General features: G+C 26.9%; 19 protein-coding genes. 12 read left to right on the top strand and 7 right to left on the bottom strand.

From position 1 onward, the window contains the following. Nucleotides 1-11: 11 nt before the first annotated feature. Complete coding sequence (locus tag BN6774_RS00460; RefSeq protein ID WP_066889161.1) at nucleotides 12-641, bottom strand: GNAT family N-acetyltransferase; 630 nt, start codon at nucleotides 639-641, stop codon at nucleotides 12-14. 92 nt (nucleotides 642-733) lie between these two features. Between BN6774_RS00460 and BN6774_RS00455 the strand changes: the two genes are divergently transcribed. Beyond that, entirely contained in the window at nucleotides 734-1,528 is a 795-nt protein-coding gene (locus tag BN6774_RS00455; protein WP_066889159.1) for a MerR family transcriptional regulator, read from the top strand. A 61-nt stretch (nucleotides 1,529-1,589) separates the two neighbouring features. Next, nucleotides 1,590-2,351 (top strand): hypothetical protein, encoded by a 762-nt coding sequence (locus BN6774_RS00450; protein WP_066889158.1) that lies wholly within the window; start codon nucleotides 1,590-1,592, stop codon nucleotides 2,349-2,351. A 36-nt stretch (nucleotides 2,352-2,387) separates the two neighbouring features. On the opposite strand, the gene cdd is transcribed toward BN6774_RS00450, so the two are convergent. Beyond that, entirely contained in the window at nucleotides 2,388-2,804 is a 417-nt protein-coding gene (gene cdd / locus BN6774_RS00445; RefSeq protein ID WP_066889156.1) for a cytidine deaminase, read from the bottom strand. A gap of 150 nt (nucleotides 2,805-2,954) precedes the next feature. Beyond that, nucleotides 2,955-3,824, bottom strand: a complete 870-nt coding sequence (locus tag BN6774_RS00440) for a PHP domain-containing protein (protein ID WP_066889154.1) — start codon at nucleotides 3,822-3,824, stop codon at nucleotides 2,955-2,957. A gap of 164 nt (nucleotides 3,825-3,988) precedes the next feature. On the opposite strand from BN6774_RS00440, the gene BN6774_RS00435 reads away from it, so the two are divergent. Then, complete coding sequence (locus BN6774_RS00435) at nucleotides 3,989-4,747, top strand: MerR family transcriptional regulator (RefSeq protein WP_066889152.1); 759 nt, start codon at nucleotides 3,989-3,991, stop codon at nucleotides 4,745-4,747. 33 nt (nucleotides 4,748-4,780) lie between these two features. Here BN6774_RS00435 and BN6774_RS00430 read toward each other — a convergent pair whose 3' ends face one another. Together BN6774_RS00430 and BN6774_RS00425 are read right to left on the bottom strand one after the other, a co-directional pair. Then, nucleotides 4,781-5,218, bottom strand: a complete 438-nt coding sequence (locus tag BN6774_RS00430) for a globin domain-containing protein (protein ID WP_066889150.1) — start codon at nucleotides 5,216-5,218, stop codon at nucleotides 4,781-4,783. Nucleotides 5,219-5,402: 184 nt separating this feature from the next. Further along, on the bottom strand, nucleotides 5,403-6,260 hold the full coding sequence (locus BN6774_RS00425) for a fused DSP-PTPase phosphatase/NAD kinase-like protein (protein WP_066889148.1): 858 nt from the start codon (nucleotides 6,258-6,260) through the stop codon (nucleotides 5,403-5,405). Nucleotides 6,261-6,424: 164 nt separating this feature from the next. Between BN6774_RS00425 and chbG the strand changes: the two genes are divergently transcribed. The 7 genes from chbG to BN6774_RS00390 all read left to right on the top strand — a co-directional run bounded on the left by chbG (nucleotide 6,425) and on the right by BN6774_RS00390 (nucleotide 14,283). Further along, nucleotides 6,425-7,159, top strand: coding sequence for a chitin disaccharide deacetylase (gene chbG, locus BN6774_RS00420; RefSeq protein WP_066889146.1), 735 nt, complete (start codon nucleotides 6,425-6,427; stop codon nucleotides 7,157-7,159). 221 nt (nucleotides 7,160-7,380) lie between these two features. Next, a complete protein-coding gene (locus BN6774_RS00415) occupies nucleotides 7,381-8,871 on the top strand; it encodes a PTS transporter subunit EIIC (protein ID WP_066889144.1) in 1,491 nt (496 codons plus the stop codon). A gap of 5 nt (nucleotides 8,872-8,876) precedes the next feature. Beyond that, a complete protein-coding gene (locus tag BN6774_RS00410; RefSeq protein ID WP_066889141.1) occupies nucleotides 8,877-9,530 on the top strand; it encodes an N-acetylmannosamine-6-phosphate 2-epimerase in 654 nt (217 codons plus the stop codon). Between the two features lie 99 nt (nucleotides 9,531-9,629). Further along, complete coding sequence (locus BN6774_RS00405) at nucleotides 9,630-10,436, top strand: MurR/RpiR family transcriptional regulator (protein WP_066889139.1); 807 nt, start codon at nucleotides 9,630-9,632, stop codon at nucleotides 10,434-10,436. Nucleotides 10,437-10,683: 247 nt separating this feature from the next. Then, on the top strand, nucleotides 10,684-11,253 hold the full coding sequence (locus BN6774_RS00400) for a hypothetical protein (RefSeq protein WP_066889137.1): 570 nt from the start codon (nucleotides 10,684-10,686) through the stop codon (nucleotides 11,251-11,253). A 114-nt stretch (nucleotides 11,254-11,367) separates the two neighbouring features. Further along, a complete protein-coding gene (locus BN6774_RS00395) occupies nucleotides 11,368-12,786 on the top strand; it encodes a potassium/proton antiporter (protein WP_066889135.1) in 1,419 nt (472 codons plus the stop codon). 18 nt (nucleotides 12,787-12,804) lie between these two features. Beyond that, nucleotides 12,805-14,283: an N-6 DNA methylase gene (locus BN6774_RS00390; RefSeq protein ID WP_066889134.1), complete on the top strand. Its 1,479-nt coding sequence runs from the start codon at nucleotides 12,805-12,807 to the stop codon at nucleotides 14,281-14,283. Between the two features lie 94 nt (nucleotides 14,284-14,377). On the opposite strand, the gene rd is transcribed toward BN6774_RS00390, so the two are convergent. Further along, complete coding sequence (rd, locus tag BN6774_RS00385) at nucleotides 14,378-14,542, bottom strand: rubredoxin (RefSeq protein WP_066889132.1); 165 nt, start codon at nucleotides 14,540-14,542, stop codon at nucleotides 14,378-14,380. Between the two features lie 106 nt (nucleotides 14,543-14,648). On the opposite strand from rd, the gene BN6774_RS00380 reads away from it, so the two are divergent. After that, entirely contained in the window at nucleotides 14,649-14,951 is a 303-nt protein-coding gene (locus BN6774_RS00380; protein ID WP_066889131.1) for a hypothetical protein, read from the top strand. Between the two features lie 128 nt (nucleotides 14,952-15,079). Here the strand turns inward: BN6774_RS00380 and BN6774_RS00375 are convergent, their stop codons facing one another. Next, the gene (locus BN6774_RS00375) at nucleotides 15,080-16,654 is read right to left on the bottom strand and encodes a DEAD/DEAH box helicase (RefSeq protein WP_066889130.1); all 1,575 of its coding nucleotides are present in this window, start codon (nucleotides 16,652-16,654) and stop codon (nucleotides 15,080-15,082) included. Between the two features lie 181 nt (nucleotides 16,655-16,835). On the opposite strand from BN6774_RS00375, the gene BN6774_RS00370 reads away from it, so the two are divergent. After that, on the top strand, nucleotides 16,836-17,351 hold the full coding sequence (locus BN6774_RS00370; RefSeq protein WP_066889129.1) for a methylated-DNA--[protein]-cysteine S-methyltransferase: 516 nt from the start codon (nucleotides 16,836-16,838) through the stop codon (nucleotides 17,349-17,351). The last annotated feature ends 48 nt before the right edge of the window (nucleotides 17,352-17,399 follow it).

The raw sequence follows: 17,399 nt of genomic DNA, 5'->3' as shown, positions 1-17,399 counted from the left end.
AATTAATAGATTTAAAAAATATATTTATATAAAAACACATTAAGAATTTCTTTATTAGAATTAATTAAAAGTTTTTTCTCACCTATTCTTTCAAACCCTTGACTATCGTAAAAACTATAGTTACATCTAGTATCAGTAAATAAATATAATGAGTTTACTTTGTAAGATTTCATATATGAAAATAAATAACTTAATAAAGTTTTACCTATTTTAAGTTCTCTATATTTTTCTGAAATTATAAATAATTGAATACATCCTTGAAATTGATTTTCCTTATTTCTAATCAAATCTTTATATATACTAGTAATATTAGAAAGCTCCTTGATAATTTTTTTGTTTTTGGAATTTATGGATATTAGCTTAATAAAAGATTTAAGAATGCTAATTAAATTTTTAATACTCCAAAGTTTATTCTTATCTTCTTTAGCTTTACCTAGAATTATACCTACAACTTCATTATTTATCTCTGCAATTTTACAATAAGAGCTAGATATTATGCAGTTTTGAAGATAAATATTTAAAACTGAATCTAAAAGATTTTCATCATTAGTAAAGGTCTTAAAACCAAAAGCTTCACATATTAATGACTTTATTGAGTTATAATCCTCTTTTAATAAATCCCTATAAATAACTTTGCTCATAAAAAGTACTCCTTTATCAAAAAATATTTTATAATGATAATAATGTCTACCCTAAGGGGAGAGTCAATAATATTTTAAAAGGAAATGATAAAATGGATAAATTATATTCAATTGGAGAGGTATCTAAAATTAAAGGAGTTACAATAAAAGCCCTAAGATATTATCATGATAAAGGATTGCTTATACCAAAATATATTGATGAAAACACTGGATACAGGTTTTATTCAATTGAGCAGTTTATTTATTTAGATATAATTATAGGCTGTAGAAATTTAGGCACAAGTATAAAAGAATTACAGGAGATATTTAAGGCATCAAATACAGATAAACTTTTAGATTTTTTAAGAAAGAAAAAAATTGAAGCAGAAAATAATATAAATAAGCTTAAGGACGTTATAAATAATATTGATAATTTAAATAAATCCATAATTGATTCAAAATCTATGGTTAAAGATAATGAAGTAAGCTTAAGAGAATTTAAAGAGAGAAGAGCCATAGTTTATAATTGCAAAGAAGTAGGAGAGTTAAGGGAATTAATATATTATTCTGAATTAGATAAGATAATAAGGGAAAGAAACATAAGGGTGGCTCTAGAAAGGGGAATAATATATGATTTTAATTTAGATGGAAAAATAAATCCTAAATATGTATTCAATATACTTGAAGATAAAAGGGATATTGAGAATAATAATATTTTCTTTTTACCTGGTGGGAAATATCTAACAATTACTTATAATAATAAAAATATAGCTGATAGTATCAGTAAAATAATAAATTATTTAAGAATAAATAACTTAAAGCCCAAGTTATACTTAGAAGTAGAAATCTTTAATGAATTATTTAATACTTACGAATATAATTGTCAAATTCAAGTATTAGTAGAATAATATATGGGTAAATTAGATATTATTTTATTAAGTATGTTTATTATTGGATAGGAGGGCGTTTATGAAAAAAACATTGCATGATTATAAATATAGAATAATGAATTTACCATTAAAAAATAAATATACTAAAGAAGAATTATTGGTAAATGATTTTTTAGTTGAAAAAGATGGTAGTTTAGAAATTTACTATGCTCCTCATAATGAATATATAAATACAAAAGCTAAATTGTTCATAATAGGAATTACTCCAGGGTTTCAGCAAATGAGTACAGCTATGGCAGAAGCTAGGAAAGCTCTTGAAGATGGAGAGAGTATTGAAAAGATTCAATATATGTGTAAAGAGGCCGGAAGATTTAGTGGAGTAATTAGAAAAAATATTATAAATATGCTAGATGAAATAGAGCTTAATAAAGCTTTGAATATAAATAGTTGTAAGGAGTTATTTGGAGAAAGAGATGATATATTACATACTGTTTCATTAATTCCTTATTCTACATTTATTAATAAAGAAAATTATTCAGGGCATACTCCTAAATTAATTAAAAATAACTTCTTAATGAGGTATGTATATGGTAACTTTCTAAATGAATATAATAGCTTAGAAAATAAAGATAAAGTATTATTAATACCATTAGGAAGAGCTGTGGAAGAGGTTTTAATGAAATTAGAAAAAGAAGAACTTATAGCTAAGGATAGAATATTAATGGGATTTCCACATCCATCGGGAGCAAACGTTAATAGAATTAAGCAATTAGAAGAGAATAAAAGTGAAATGATGAAGTTTATAAAGAATTTATATAAAAAGGCAGAGCAACTTAAATAGAAGCTCTGCTTTTATATTAAAGAAAAAAATATATTTTTAATTTAAGTCTTTACCAGTAAATCCAAGTGGTAAAAGTTCCTCTAATGTATATTCCTTATATTCTTCTTTATTCTTAGCTAAATAGATTTTAAATGTTTTAGGATCGCAAAATTCAGCAATTACCTGTCTACATACTCCACAAGGAGCACAATATTCTGTTTCCTCAGCATCAGCTTTATTACCAACTATTGCAATTGCAAGGAATTCATGTTGTCCTTCAGATACAGCTTTGAAAAAGGCAGTTCTTTCAGCGCAGTTAGTTGGCGTGAAAGCTGCATTTTCTATATTACAGCCTAAATATATTTTACCATTTGTACCAAGTAATGCTGCACCAACATTAAAGTTAGAGTAAGGAGTATAAGCAAACTTTTGAGCTTCATAAGCCTTTTCAACTAATAATTTCGCATCAATCATAAATCTCACCTGACACTTTCTTTATAATTAAATATTGTATATTTTAAGTATATAACAATAAGTGGATTTTTATTATATCACTATTAAATACTAGTGTATATAAGATTTCTAATGAAAGATAATTTTGTTTTAATTGATATCAAAAAAATACTAATTAAATAATATTAAATTACTATTTATTTCATAATTAAATTTACCAATCTCTATATTAGGTTTGTTTTTTCCATGAAAGTCTGTTCCACATGTAATAAATAAGTTGTTTTTAATAGCTTTATTATAAAAAAATTCTATAGTTTCTTTTGAATGATAAGAACTAAATACTTCAATACCATCAATGCCTTCTTTTATTAAGTCGTCAATAATATCAAAATTATTTTTTAAATTATTTCCTGGATGAGCTAATATGGATATTCCTCCATTATCTTTAATCATTTTTATTGCCTCTAACAAAGTAATATATTCTATATGAACGTATGCAGGTTTTCCTTGTGAAAAATAATCCCAATAAAAATTTACAAATGGCATATCACTTTTAATACCACCATCTCTATAAGGAGAAAGTATTTTTGAATCTTTGTTTCTTTCATCAGATAATAGTACTTCTGCTATTAATTCACCAGTTATTATTCCACTTGGAGCTTTAGTTAATACATCTTCATCATTTAAGTATAAGTTAGTTACTTCTTTTATTTTCTTAATTCTTTTTAGTCCTGCTTCTTTTTCTTGTTTTATTATATTTTCTTCTAGTTTTATAAAACAATCTTTATTAAAATCAAAGTCATATCCTAGAAGATGAAGGTTTAATCCGTTGTATTGGCAGTCGATTTCTATTCCGGATATATATTTAATATTTTTATTGTTAGCATATTCTAAGGCAATGTTATTAGCTTTTATAGAATTATGATCTGTAATTGAGATAATATCTAAACCGTTCTCAATAGCTTTATTTATAATTATCTCGGGGCTTAATTCCCCATCATCACTAAAGTAAGAATGCAGATGCAAATCAATCTTTTTCATAATATATCTCCTTATTATAATATTTATAAGTTTAGTATATCATCTTTATTGGTTAAAATAAGTTAATTACTTTATGTTTAATTGATAATATTAAAAAGTTTATAATATTAATTGACATTAACGTTGCGTAAAGGTCTATCATTATATTGTAAGGAGGTATAGGGATGGAGTACACAATTAAGAAGCTAGCTGAAATTGCAGGTGTAAGCACTAGAACACTTAGGTATTACGATGAAATTGGCCTTTTAAAACCTTGTAGGATTAATTCATCAGGATACAGGATATATGGAGAAAAAGAAGTTGATATTTTACAACAAATTTTACTTTATAGATCTATGGATATTAAACTTGAAGACATTCAAAATATAATAATGGATCCTAGTTTTGACATTTGCAAGTCATTAATTGAACATCGTGAAAGCCTCATTTCTAGAAGAAATCAACTTGATCAATTGATTTTAACTGTAGAAAAAACAATTGAATATAAGAAAGGAGAAATAAACATGTCTAATAAAGAAAAGTTTGAAGGCTTTAAAAAAGAGCATTTAAAGAAAAATGAAGAAAAGTATGGTAAAGAAATTAGAGATAAATATGGTAAAAAGACAATTGAAGAATCTAATAAAAAGTTCTTAAATATGAGTAAAGAAGACTTTGATGAAATGAGTAGAACAGAAGAAAAAGTTTTTAATGGCTTAATAGAAATATATGAAACAAAAGATATTAATTCAGAAGTTGCTAGAGAAATTTATGAAAATCATAAGAAGTGGCTTAGTTTTACATGGCCAAATTATTCTAAAGAAGCTCATATGGGTTTAGCTGAAATGTATGTTGCAGATGAAAGATTTGCAAAGTACTATAATGATAAGGCTGGAAAAGAAGTTGTTAATATATTAAGAGATATTATAATTAAATATGCAAAATAATAAATAATGGGCTGTTAGAAACAGCCCATTATATTAGTTTCTTGAAGAATATATATCCTTTTCTGCTCCTATAAATACTTCAGCAAGGACTTCGTAAGTTTTAGCCCAAGCATCAATAATTTCATCAGTTGCAGCGTCCCCTAAAACTTCTTTTATAGCTCCTAATAAATGTTTTCCTACTATTGGATAATGTTCTGGCATAACATTAGAATTACAGTGCATAACACCTATTTTGTTAACTACTGGCATTATAGCTGATAGATTGTCTATATTTTGAGCAGCAGCTAATATTGACATAGCTAAAGCCTTTTGTTGTTCTCCAGAAGCTTGTCTATCCATATTAAATAAAGACTTTACTTCAGGATTTTGCTCAAACATATTTTTATAGAAAGTCGTTGTAATTTCTACTCCATGAGTTTTTAAAACTGGTACTGTGCTTTTTATTATATCTATTGTTTTTTGATCTAACATAATTTTCTCCTTTGATTGTAATTATTAAAAGATAATTAATATTATATGAATAATTTTATCATTATTAATATAAATTTTCAACTCACTTATAACTGATGTGAACTAAAATATAACCAATTATTTAAGTTAAATATACTATAATTAAAAATTCTTCATATTAAATAACTAATAAAAAAGAAGCTATTTAAATAGCTTCTTTTTTATTAGTTGATGTATATTCATTATAAAATTTTTTTAAAAACTCATTATGCTTTCCACTATAAAAGCCTTGTGCATCAATTTCATTCATTTGGGATAGAAGAACTTGGCGTCTAATAATATCATTTAAACTTACTTCCTTGTAGTTTTTCATAATATCATACATTATCATAAAAGTAGTTGTTCTACCGATGCCTTCTTTACAATGAAAATGAAGCCATGTATTTTCAGGTTGATTGTTAACAATATTTATAAAAGAATTTATCATATCTTCAGTAGGCATACCTCCATCCGTTACAGGAATACGAATGTATCCTATTTCTTTGGAGTTTGCAACTTCTAGTTCACTTTGAACATTTTCAGGAATAACAGTTTCTTTTGTATTATAAAAAGTTATAGGTTCACCAATTTTAATAGATTTTAATAAATTATTTTCAGTAGCTAAAATTTCAGGTAAAGTTAATCCTTTATTAGCATTATTTTTTAAGTTTTCAAAGCTAACTGCTATGCCATTTATAAAACCATGAGATTCTTGTCTTAAATCAATATCTAATATATTAAAACTATTAGGAATAGACTCTTTTATTAAAGAAAGTCCTGAATCCGAAAATTGTCCACTTCCAGATATATTTAATTTATCTAAGCCAGTTAAATTAATATTATTATCAACTAATGTGGATATATCATCAGTAGATTTACGAAAGTGATGGGGCAAAATATTATTATTAGGGAAATTCTCTAATAAATTCAAGTCAGAAAATGCCTTAGGTAAATTAAATATACTTGATATTAGTATAAGAATAATTAAAATAATACGATAACTTCTAGTAATAAGTTTTTTCATAAAATATACCTCACATATAAATAGTACTTTATATTTACTATCATTAGAAATAAATATAGAGTTTATACATTTATAAGTGCTTTTATAAATATATGTTAAGATAAAGTGCTATAATTAAAGAGAGAATAAAATGGGTATATACTTTGAATTAGAGAGGTGAGTTTATGAAATTAATAATAAATGCTGATGATTTTGGAATGAGTAGAGGAGCTAATTTTGGAATTATCGATGCATACAAAAGGGGAGTAGTAAGAAGTACTTCAATTATGGCGGGAATGCCAGGTTTTGATCATGCTATAGAGTTATTAAATAGTGATAAGGATTTAGATAATTTGGGATGTGGAGTTCACTTAACATTAACAGCTTATAAACCTGTATTAAATAATCATAAAACTATAGTAGATGAAAATGGATTTTTCTATAAGAGAATAGATTCTAAGGAAGCGGTAAAAAAGTTTGATTTAGAGGAAATATATAATGAATTTTCTGCTCAAATAAAGAAGGTATTAAATAATGGGGTAGAGATAACCCATTTAGATTCACATCATCATATTCATACTTTTGAGCCTTTAAAGCCAGTTATTGAAAGTTTAATTTCTGAATATAAATTGCCTATAAGAGGTGGACTATTATATGAATTGAATTATGATAAGGTAATACCATATTCAACTTTTTTTTATGATAAAACAGTTAGCTTAGATTCATTTAAAAAGTTAAATTTAAATAAATACAATATCTTAGAAACAATGACTCATCCTGCCTATTTAGATACTTTTATAATGGAAAATAGTTCGTATAATTTAAAAAGAATAGAAGAACTAAAAATTCTAACGTCCAAGGAGCTTATAAGCTTTATAGATGAAAATGATATTAAGTTATGCAATTACAGAGATATTTAAAAAATTAGAATAGAAACAAAAAAGTATTGTAAGAATATAAGTATGTTCTGCAATACTTTTTTTATTATATATAAGATATAAGGAATAAATTGTGAAAAAAATTTTAAGAAAAATAATTGCATAAAAATTATTTTCGTGGTAATCTGTAAATGTATTCAAAAGAAAATAATTTTAACAAAAAAATAATTATGAAAATAATTTACTAAAGAGGAGGAAGTACTTTGTTTAAACAGTTACAAAAGATAGGTAAGTCCTTTATGTTACCAATAGCAATATTACCTGCTGCAGGTTTACTATTAGGTATTGGAGGAGCTTTATCAAATCCAAATACAGTTCAAGCATATCCATTTTTAAATGTTTCTTGGTTACAAGGCATATTCTCAATAATGTCTTCAGCAGGAAATGTTGTATTTGCAAATTTAGCACTTATTATGTGTATAGGTCTTTCAGTAGGATTAGCTAAGAAGGATAAGGGTACTGCAGGGCTTGCAGGAGCGGTAGCATTCTTAGTTATGAACGCAGCAATTAGTGGTATGATTACAGCATTTAATCCAGCAGTTAAGTCAATAGACACAGGCGTTGTTGGAGCTATAGTAATTGGGTTAACGGTATCATTTTTACATAACAAATATGGAAATATTCAATTACCATCAGTTTTAGGTTTCTTTGGTGGATCAAGATTTGTTCCTATAGTATCATCTTTTTCAGCAATATTTATAGGAGCTATATTCTTCTTAATTTGGCCAACATTCCAAAACTGGTTAGTTACAATAGGTAATGGTATAGCTGGTTTAGGACCAATAGGAACATTCCTTTATGGATTCTTATTAAGATTAACAGGTGCAGTTGGTTTACATCACATGATTTATCCATTATTCTGGTACACAGAATTAGGTGGAGTTGAAGTAGTGGCAGGTCAAACTATAGTTGGTGCACAAAATATATTCTTTGCTCAATTAGCAGATCCGAACCATGTTGGATTATTTACAGAAGGAACAAGATTCTTTGCTGGACGTTTTGCTACAATGATGTTTGGTTTACCAGGAGCATGTTTAGCTATGTATCATTGTGTACCTAAAGCAAAGAGAAAATTAGTTGGTGGATTATTCTTAGGAGCAGCAATAACTTCATTTGTTACTGGTATTACAGAGCCAATTGAATTTATGTTCTTATTCGTAGCACCATGGTTATACGTAGTTCATGCAGTATTAGATGGTTTATCATTCTTTATTGCAGATATATTAAATATATCAATAGGAAATACTTTCTCAGGTGGATTAATAGATTTTACATTATTCGGTGTACTTCAAGGAAATGATAAAACAAATTGGATATATGTATTAATAATAGGAGCAATTTGGTTTGCATTATATTACTTTGTATTTAGATTTTTAATTACTAAGTTTAACGTTATGACTCCAGGAAGAGAAGCAGAAGAAGAAAATGTTAATGTTGTTACTAAAGACAGCTTAAATGAAGTTGCAGAACAAATTTTAGTAGCACTTGGTGGAGCTGAAAACTTAGAGGATGTAGATGCTTGTATAACAAGATTAAGAGTAGCAGTTAAAGATGTTAAAAAAGTTGATAAAGACAAGATTAAATCTTTAGGAGCTACTGCAGTTCTAGAGGTTAAAGGCGGAATACAAGCAATATTCGGAGCTAAAGCAGATCCGTTAAAACAAAAGATTAATGAAATTATAGGGAGAGATTAGTAATAGTGAAAGAGATAGATAGAGGATTAATAGTATCATGTCAAGCATTAGATAATGAACCACTACACAGCTCTTATATAATGAGTAGAATGGCTGTAGCGGCTAAAGAAGGTGGTGCTATTGGAATAAGAGCTAATAGTGTTGAAGATATAGTTGCTATAAAGAAAGAAGTGGATTTACCTATAATAGGTATAATAAAAATAGATTATGATAACATTAAGCCATATATAACTCCAACTATGAAAGAAGTAGATGCCTTAGTTGAAGCTGGAGTTGATATAATCGCTTTAGATGCTACAATAAATCAAGATGAAGAATTTTTAAAAGAAATATTTAAAAAGTACCCAAATCAAAGCTTTATGGCAGATATATCTACTATAGAAGAAGGATTAAGAGCTGGAGAGCTTGGATTCCAGTATGTAGGAACTACCCTAGTAGGATATACAGATCATTCAAAAGGAATGAACAATTTTGAAGTTTTAGAAGCTTTAATAAAAGATTGCAAGGCAAAAGTAATAGCTGAAGGAAATTTTGATACTCCAGAGAAGGCGAAATTATCATTAGAAAAAGGAGCTTATGCCGTTGTAGTTGGTAGTGCAATAACAAGACCACAATTAATAACTAAAAAGTTTAACGATGAAGTGTTAAAAGCATTATAGTTTATTTTGAGCTGTCGTAAAGACGGCTCTTTTATTTATATGGGTTTAGTGATATTCTAGAGTATGATTGATAATTTTTGAGGTTATTTGGAGGGTAAAGTGGATATAATATATGAAATTCAAAGGATATATAATAGTTTTTCTGATAAGGAAAAATCCATAGCTGATTATATAATGCAGCATAGGGAAAATATAAAAAACATTAACATTACAGATTTAGCCAAAGCAATAGGCACTTCAGGGGCAACTATAACAAGATTTGCAAAGAAGATAGGCTGTGATAGTTTTGTAGATATGAAAATTATGCTTGGTTCAAATAAGGTAGAAAAAGTAGTAGAAGAAGACGAAGATGAGATATTTTCATATGCTTATCAATATTATAATGAAGTTATTGAAAGAACTAAGATGTTAATAGATAAAAGAACTATATTTGAAGTAGTAGAGGAATTAAAAAAGGCTAGAAACATATATATTTATGGGGTTGGTAGTTCAGGGCTGACAGGTGAAGAAATGATGCAAAGACTTTTAAGAATGGGATTTAATGTTCATTGCATTTCTGACTCACATATGATGATAATTAATAGCTCTATTGTAACAAGTGCTGATTTAGTAATAGGAATTTCAATATCTGGAGAAACAGAGGAAGTAATACATTCATTAAGAAGAGCAAGAGAAAACGGTGCTAAAACTGTTTGTATAACTAGCTTTGAAGAAAGTAGTGTAAGTAAGTACTCAGATATAGAGTTTATAGTATATAATCCTAAGTTTGTTGATAGAAATAAGTTTATAAACAGTCAGTTTTCTGCTATGTATCTATTAGATTTAATTTCAATGGCATTATTGAAGGATGAAGAGTTAAGTAAGAAGATGAAGATTACTATCGATGCTATAGTTAATAATTGTTAATAAGGTTAATAAATATGAGATATAAAAGTACTTTTCGTAATTTTGTATCTCATATTTTTATATATAAAAATATGAAAAATTAAGAAAATAATACAATGGGGGAGATAATTGTTTTCAATAGATAATAATTACTAATTATAAGGGTTTTATACAGATTTTAATTTATAAAATAATGATATAATTAATTATAAAGATATATAGATGGGGTTTTAATAATTTTAATTATTTTAACCTAGGAGGTTATAGAATGGAAAAATTAAATAGATTTATGAGTTACTTAAAAGGGAGCTTTAATAATGATAATCAATTAAAGGAAGAAAAGGATTCAACTGGAGAGGTTAGAACTCCAATGGCAAAACATATAATAGGAGTATGTAATGATAAGATAAAGAACCTTCCAGATGGCTTTGAGGGATACTTTACAATAGATGAGACTTATTACAATCATGGAGAGAAGAAAACAGCATTACATCATTTATTTTTATATACTTTAAACGAAGAAAATGATGTAGTTTTAACTTCTTATGAATTACCAAGTGATGTAGATTATAATGATTTTATAAATGCAAATGAGAATTTAATAATGGATTATAATAAGTTAGAACTATCAAAGAAGTTTACTCCAATTACATTTGAAGAAAAGGATGGATATTTTTTAGCTGAAAGTGAAAGTGATTTTTCACCTGAAGTAGTATTTACAGCTATAGAAAAAGTATATGATGGAAAGATGTATGTAACTGAAATATTTAGGAAAAATGGAGTAATAGTTTCTGGAACTGAAGAGCCAATAGTATACGATAGAATTGAATCTTTATAAAAATTTATAACCATGAACATTAATATAATGAATGGTTGCAAGGGTTTAGCTTTTGCAACCATTTCCTTTTTATCATATAATAGAAATATATTATTATTTAAAAAGGAGGGTTATATGGTAGAATTAATGATTGTCTGTGGGTTAATTTTATTAATCTGTATATCATCCAGTAAAATACTATATAAGTTTGGAGTCCCGATGCTGCTAATATTTATAGTGCTTGGGATGTTATTTGGGTCAGATGGAATTGTTGGTATATATTTTGATAATTATCAGTTAACCAGTACCTTATGTTCCTTAGCATTAGTATTTATAATGTTTTATGGAGGGTTTGGAACCAATTGGAATATAGCTAAAAAATCAGCTGTACCATCTATATTGATGTCTAGTTTTGGAGTTATAATAACTGCTGGTCTTACAGGTTTATTTTGTCATTTTATATTAGGAACTAGTTTATTAGAAGGTCTTTTAATAGGTGCAGTTGTGGGCTCTACAGATGCAGCTTCAGTGTTTTCTATTTTACGTTCTCAAAAGCTTAACTTAAAAGGTACATTGGCTCCATTATTAGAAATAGAAAGTGGAAGTAATGACCCAATATCATATATGTTGACTATTATTATATTAACTTTAATGTCTAATATAGGAACTACATTAATTATTCCAATGTTAATAAAACAAATAATATTTGGAGTTTTAGTAGGATGTGTCTTAGGTAAAATTTCAGTATATATAGTAAGAAAGGCTAATTTTGAAGTAGAAGGTTTTTATACTATATTTATAACAGCTATAGCTATATTATCATTTGCTATAAGTGAGTATATGGGTGGAAATGGATTCTTAAGTGTTTATATGGCTGGTATAATAATTGGAAATAGCAAAATACCTCATAAAAAAAGTTTATTTCACTTCTTTGATGGAGTGTCTTGGATAATGCAAATAAGTTTATTTTTCACTCTGGGACTTTTAGCATTCCCATCTAAGTTGCCTGAAGTATTGGGCATATCAATAGCAATATCATTGTTTATGATGTTTATAGCAAGACCTATAGCAACATTTATTATATTAAGAAGATTCGGATATTCTAATAAGGAAAAAATATTTATATCATGGGTTGGGCTTAGAGGAGCTGCATCAATTGCATTTGCCATTTATTCAGTAACCTATGGAGTAAATATTGAAAATGATATATTTCATATAATATTTTTTATAGCACTATTTTCAGTAGCGATACAAGGGACATTTACACCTATATTGGCTAAAAAGTTAGATTTGGTAGATGATAATACTCCTGTATTAAAGACTTTTAATGATTATAAGGAAGATAAAAGTACTAAGATATTAGAAATGAATATAGATGAAAACAACAAATGGGTTAATAAAACTATTATGGATTCAGATATACCAGAAGAAGTGCTGGTAGTAATGATTAAACGTGAAGATGAAGTTATAGTTCCTAAGGGTTCAACTATAATTAAAAAAGACGATGTGGTGGTTTTAGCTGCTAATAATTTTGATAGTTTATTAAGTAGTTAAATATATGGAGAAGAATTTATGGGGAGAAAAGCAAAAGTATTATCAGAAAAGATAGTAGATGATGAATATATAGATAAAAGATTAGTAGGATATTATTCTACTCCAGATTTTATTAGTGAATATATTAAAGATAGGCTAATTGAGATAAAAGGTGATGGAAAAGAATTATTAGACCCTTGCTGTGGCAGGGAAGAAATGGTTTTACCTTTTTTAAGAGAAGATATTAAATCTGATGGAATAGACTTAATAAGGTATAAAAATGAATATAGCTGTAATTTTTTAAATACAGATTTTATAAAATTTTATTATGATAAAATTAATGAAGGTAGTAATTTTAATGGATTAAAATATGATTATTATATATTGAATCCTCCTTACAATTGCCATGAAGTTGAATATATAAGAAAAAATAAAGATATATTAAGGCATGTATTTAATGATGTAGGAACTAGTAATATGTATAGTATGTTTATATCAGCAGTAATAGATTTGGCAAAGGATGGAGCTGTTATAGGAATAATAACTCAAGATTCTTTTTTAAGCTCTAAAACATATAAGAAATTAAGAAAGAAAATATTAGAAAAGTGTTCTATACATGAAATAACAATGTGTCCTACAGATTTATTTTTAAAACAAGGAGCCGATGTAAGAACAAGTATTTTAATATTACAAAAGGGGTTAGATTATCAGAGAAATATAAAGATAAATAATAGGTGTTTAAGTACTAAAGATTTTAAAAATAAATTATTAGATTCAGACAAGCAGTTGTATAGTTTAAATGAAGTAATTTTAGATAGTAAAAAAGATAATAATGAATTTATAATTGAATGTCCTAGTGATATAAAAGAATTATTTAATTTACCAAGAGTAGAGGATAAATTTAAGTGTATTTCAGGAATATCAACTGGAAATGATAAAAAATACTTATCAATTGAGAAGATAGAACCATTTGTAGTTCCATTTTATAAAAATCCAGGTAAGGATAAATTTTTTACTAATAAAGAAATATATCTAGATAGAAATTTCTTAGATATAGAAAAAATTAAACCTAATTTTATAGTTAGAAATAAGGAGTATTTATATAAATCAGGAATAATATGTTCATCTATGGGAGTCCAGTTTACAGCCTGTGTATTACCTATTAACAGTACTTTTGGAGTTAATTCTTGCATTATTTGTGATGAAGAAGATAAATACTGGCTTTTGGCTTATTTAAATTCTAATTTAGTTACTTATATAGTAAGAGGAATTTTAATAAGGAGTAATATGATTACTTCAGGTTATGTTTCAAGGATTCCTGTACTGAACTTTAGTAAGGAAATAAAAGATGAACTTTCTAGTTTAGGTAAAGTTGCTTACTTGTATTCTAAAGAAAATAAAGATATAAATTTATTTTTAGAAGGTATAAATAGAATTATAAACAAAGAAGCAAAACTAAGTAGTAAGAGTATTTTATATATCAATGAATTTAAAAAAGAATTAATAAGGCTAACCTAGAGAATAGTATATTTTAATAAATATAAAAATACATATTATCTTATTGAAACTTTAATTTTATTTATAAAGTAATTAAGATAATATGTATTTAAATTTAATCCTCTAGAAGCTCAAATTCATCTTTTGTTGCACCGCATACAGGACAAACCCAATCCTCTGGTAAATCCTCAAAAGGAGTGTCTGGATCTATTCCGTTATCAGGATCACCATATTCAGGATCATAGACATAAGTACATGGAACGCATACGTATTTTTGCATATATAAATACCCCCTAATCTTTCATACAATAAAATGTATTGGGTATATTATAAAAATATGATATAAATTAGTATAAATATATAATTTTATAGGAAGGGTGAAAAAAATGAGTAGAAAGACTAGCAAAAATAATGATTTACTTAGTAGCGTAAGAAAAGATACTTCCCCTAAGATATATTCACTATTAGTTGATTTAGTTAATGATAATAGAGAAGACTTAGCAGAGTTAGTACTTAAGATAGACTATTTATTAGAATATTCAAGTGCTTGTATTCGCCAAAAAGATTTTGAAGGGGCAAAAGAAGCCTTAAGTAAAGTTGAAAATAGAATGAAAATGTTAGATATGCAAAAAGTAGATACGGAATATATAAAATATCTTTACGATGGAATAAAAAAGAAATGTAAATAATAAAAAAGCTATTGCTTTAATGGAATAAAAATCATTAGCAATAGCTTTTTTGTTTAAGAAAATAAAAATAAGCTGTGAAACTAATTGTTAAGTGACACAGCTTTAAAAGCATTAAGAAATTTTAAATATTATTTTCTTTTTCTATTTGCAATTTCTATATTTACTTTTCTCTTATTTAGCTTACGACCGATACATTTTTCAATAACTTTATCCTTAACATCTGGAGTTATATTTACAAAAGAGAAGTTTTCTAATATATCTATATCTCCTATAGATGTGGCTCTAATTCTTGCTGTATCCTTTATAAAGCTAACTAAAGACTTCGGTGTTATTCCATCTCTTCGACCAACAGATAAGAATAAACGTATATCTTCGGACTTAGGAGCTTCAAGAACATTTGATGTATAGTTTTCAAGTAAATCACTATTGAATTTACTCTTAATTAAAGCAGCAATTATTTCAACATTATCAAATTTTTCGCTTAGCTCTTTAGCTATTGGAATAAATCTTGAGTAATCTGAATCATTAATAGTATTTGTAACATCCTCTAATATAGATGATGACTTACTATTGAATATATCACTAACTGTAGGGATAGCTTTTCTAGAGATATCACTCTTAGTTACTGATTTAATTTGCTTTAACATAGAATATTCTTTTGGAGAAACTAATGAGTAGGCAGTACCCTCTCTATTTGCTCTTCCAGTTCTACCTATTCTGTGAACATAGCTTTCAACATCTTGAGGTAAATCGTAGTTTATTACGTGAGTTATACCCTCAACATCTATTCCTCTAGCAGCTACATCAGTTGCAACTAAGTAATTTAAAGAACCATCTTTAAATTTCTTTAAAGTTCTTAATCTATGAGCTTGTGACATATCTCCGTGCATACCTTCAACTACATAGCCCTTAGATTGCATACCTTCAACTAATTCATCAACGCCTTTTTTAGTTCTGCAGAATATTATTGCAGAAGATGGTGTATCAAAGTCTAAAACTCTACAAAGAGCTTCAAATCTAGTTTTATGAGATACTTCAAAGAAACTTTGACTAATCTTAGAAACAGTCATTGAAGTTTTCTTTATAGCTATATGTTTAGCATCTGGCTTCATATATCTTCTTGCTAATTTTTTGATTTGCTCAGGCATTGTAGCTGAGAATAATAAAGTCTGTCTATCACTTGGTAATTGCTTTATTATATCCTCTAAGTCATCAATAAAGCCCATATTTAACATTTCATCAGCTTCATCTAAAACTAAGAATTTAATTTTATCTAGTTTAATTGTTCCTCTCTTTATATGATCTAACACTCTACCAGGAGTACCAACTACTATGTTTACATTTCCTTTTAACGTCCTGATTTGATTGTTTATAGGATCTCCACCATATACAGGAAGTATTGATAAGTTATCATATTTAGATAGTCTTTTAAGTTCATCATTAACTTGTATAGCTAATTCTCTTGTTGGAGCTAATATTATAGCAGAAAGACCATCTTTCTTTGTGATATTATTAATAATTCCACATCCAAAGGCAGCAGTTTTACCAGTTCCAGTTTGAGCTTGACCTATAAGATCGTACCCTTCAATTGCTACAGGTATTGCCTCAGCTTGTATTTGGGATGGATTTTCAAAACCTAACTCGTTGATAGATTTTAAAAGGGTATCCTTAAGCCCTAAGTTACTAAATTTAATTTCGTTCATCTAAAATCCTCTTTCTATTTATCTAAAATAATTTATAATTATTCTTAAGCATTATTTTTTGTTAACTAACTTAGTATACACTATAATTAGAAAATATGCTCGTATTATTTCTTAGTAAAATAAGTAATTTTAAAATATTTATCAAAAAATCAAAAAGTAAACCTTTTAAGGAGAGAAAATAATGGAAAAAGAAAAAGAAAAATTATACTTTTACAAATTAAATACTATTATTGGATATATTTATATAATTAAAAGTAAAAAAGGATTAAGAAGTATTGAAATAATAGAGGATAATTGGCTTAATTTAAAAAATAGACATCAATTAAAAGAAAGTAAAGAAGTTTGTGAAGATGAAATAAAGCAATTAAAAGAATATTTTTCTGGTGAAAGAAAGTCCTTTGATTTAATTTTAGATATTAAAGCAACAGACTTTAGAAAAAAAGTTTGGGTGGAACTTATGAATATTCCTTATGGTGAAGTTAGAAGTTATAGTGATATAGCAAAGGCTATTGGAAATGAAAAAGCTGTTAGAGCTATAGGGCAGGCTAATAAAGCAAATCCTATACCCATAATAATTCCTTGTCATAGAGTTATCGGTAAAAATGAGAAATTGTTAGGTTATGCTGGAAATCATACAGATATACAGGAAAAGTTAATTGATTTAGAGAGGAACTTAATTAAGAAAGTAGAAGTATAAATGAAGATAAAAAAGAAGCTGTTACACAAAGAATGTATTTAAATAATT

Source organism: Clostridium nigeriense, assembly GCF_900086595.1.
Taxonomy (GTDB): domain Bacteria; phylum Bacillota; class Clostridia; order Clostridiales; family Clostridiaceae; genus Clostridium; species Clostridium nigeriense.
This window is presented reverse-complemented; position numbering and strand designations above follow the sequence as displayed.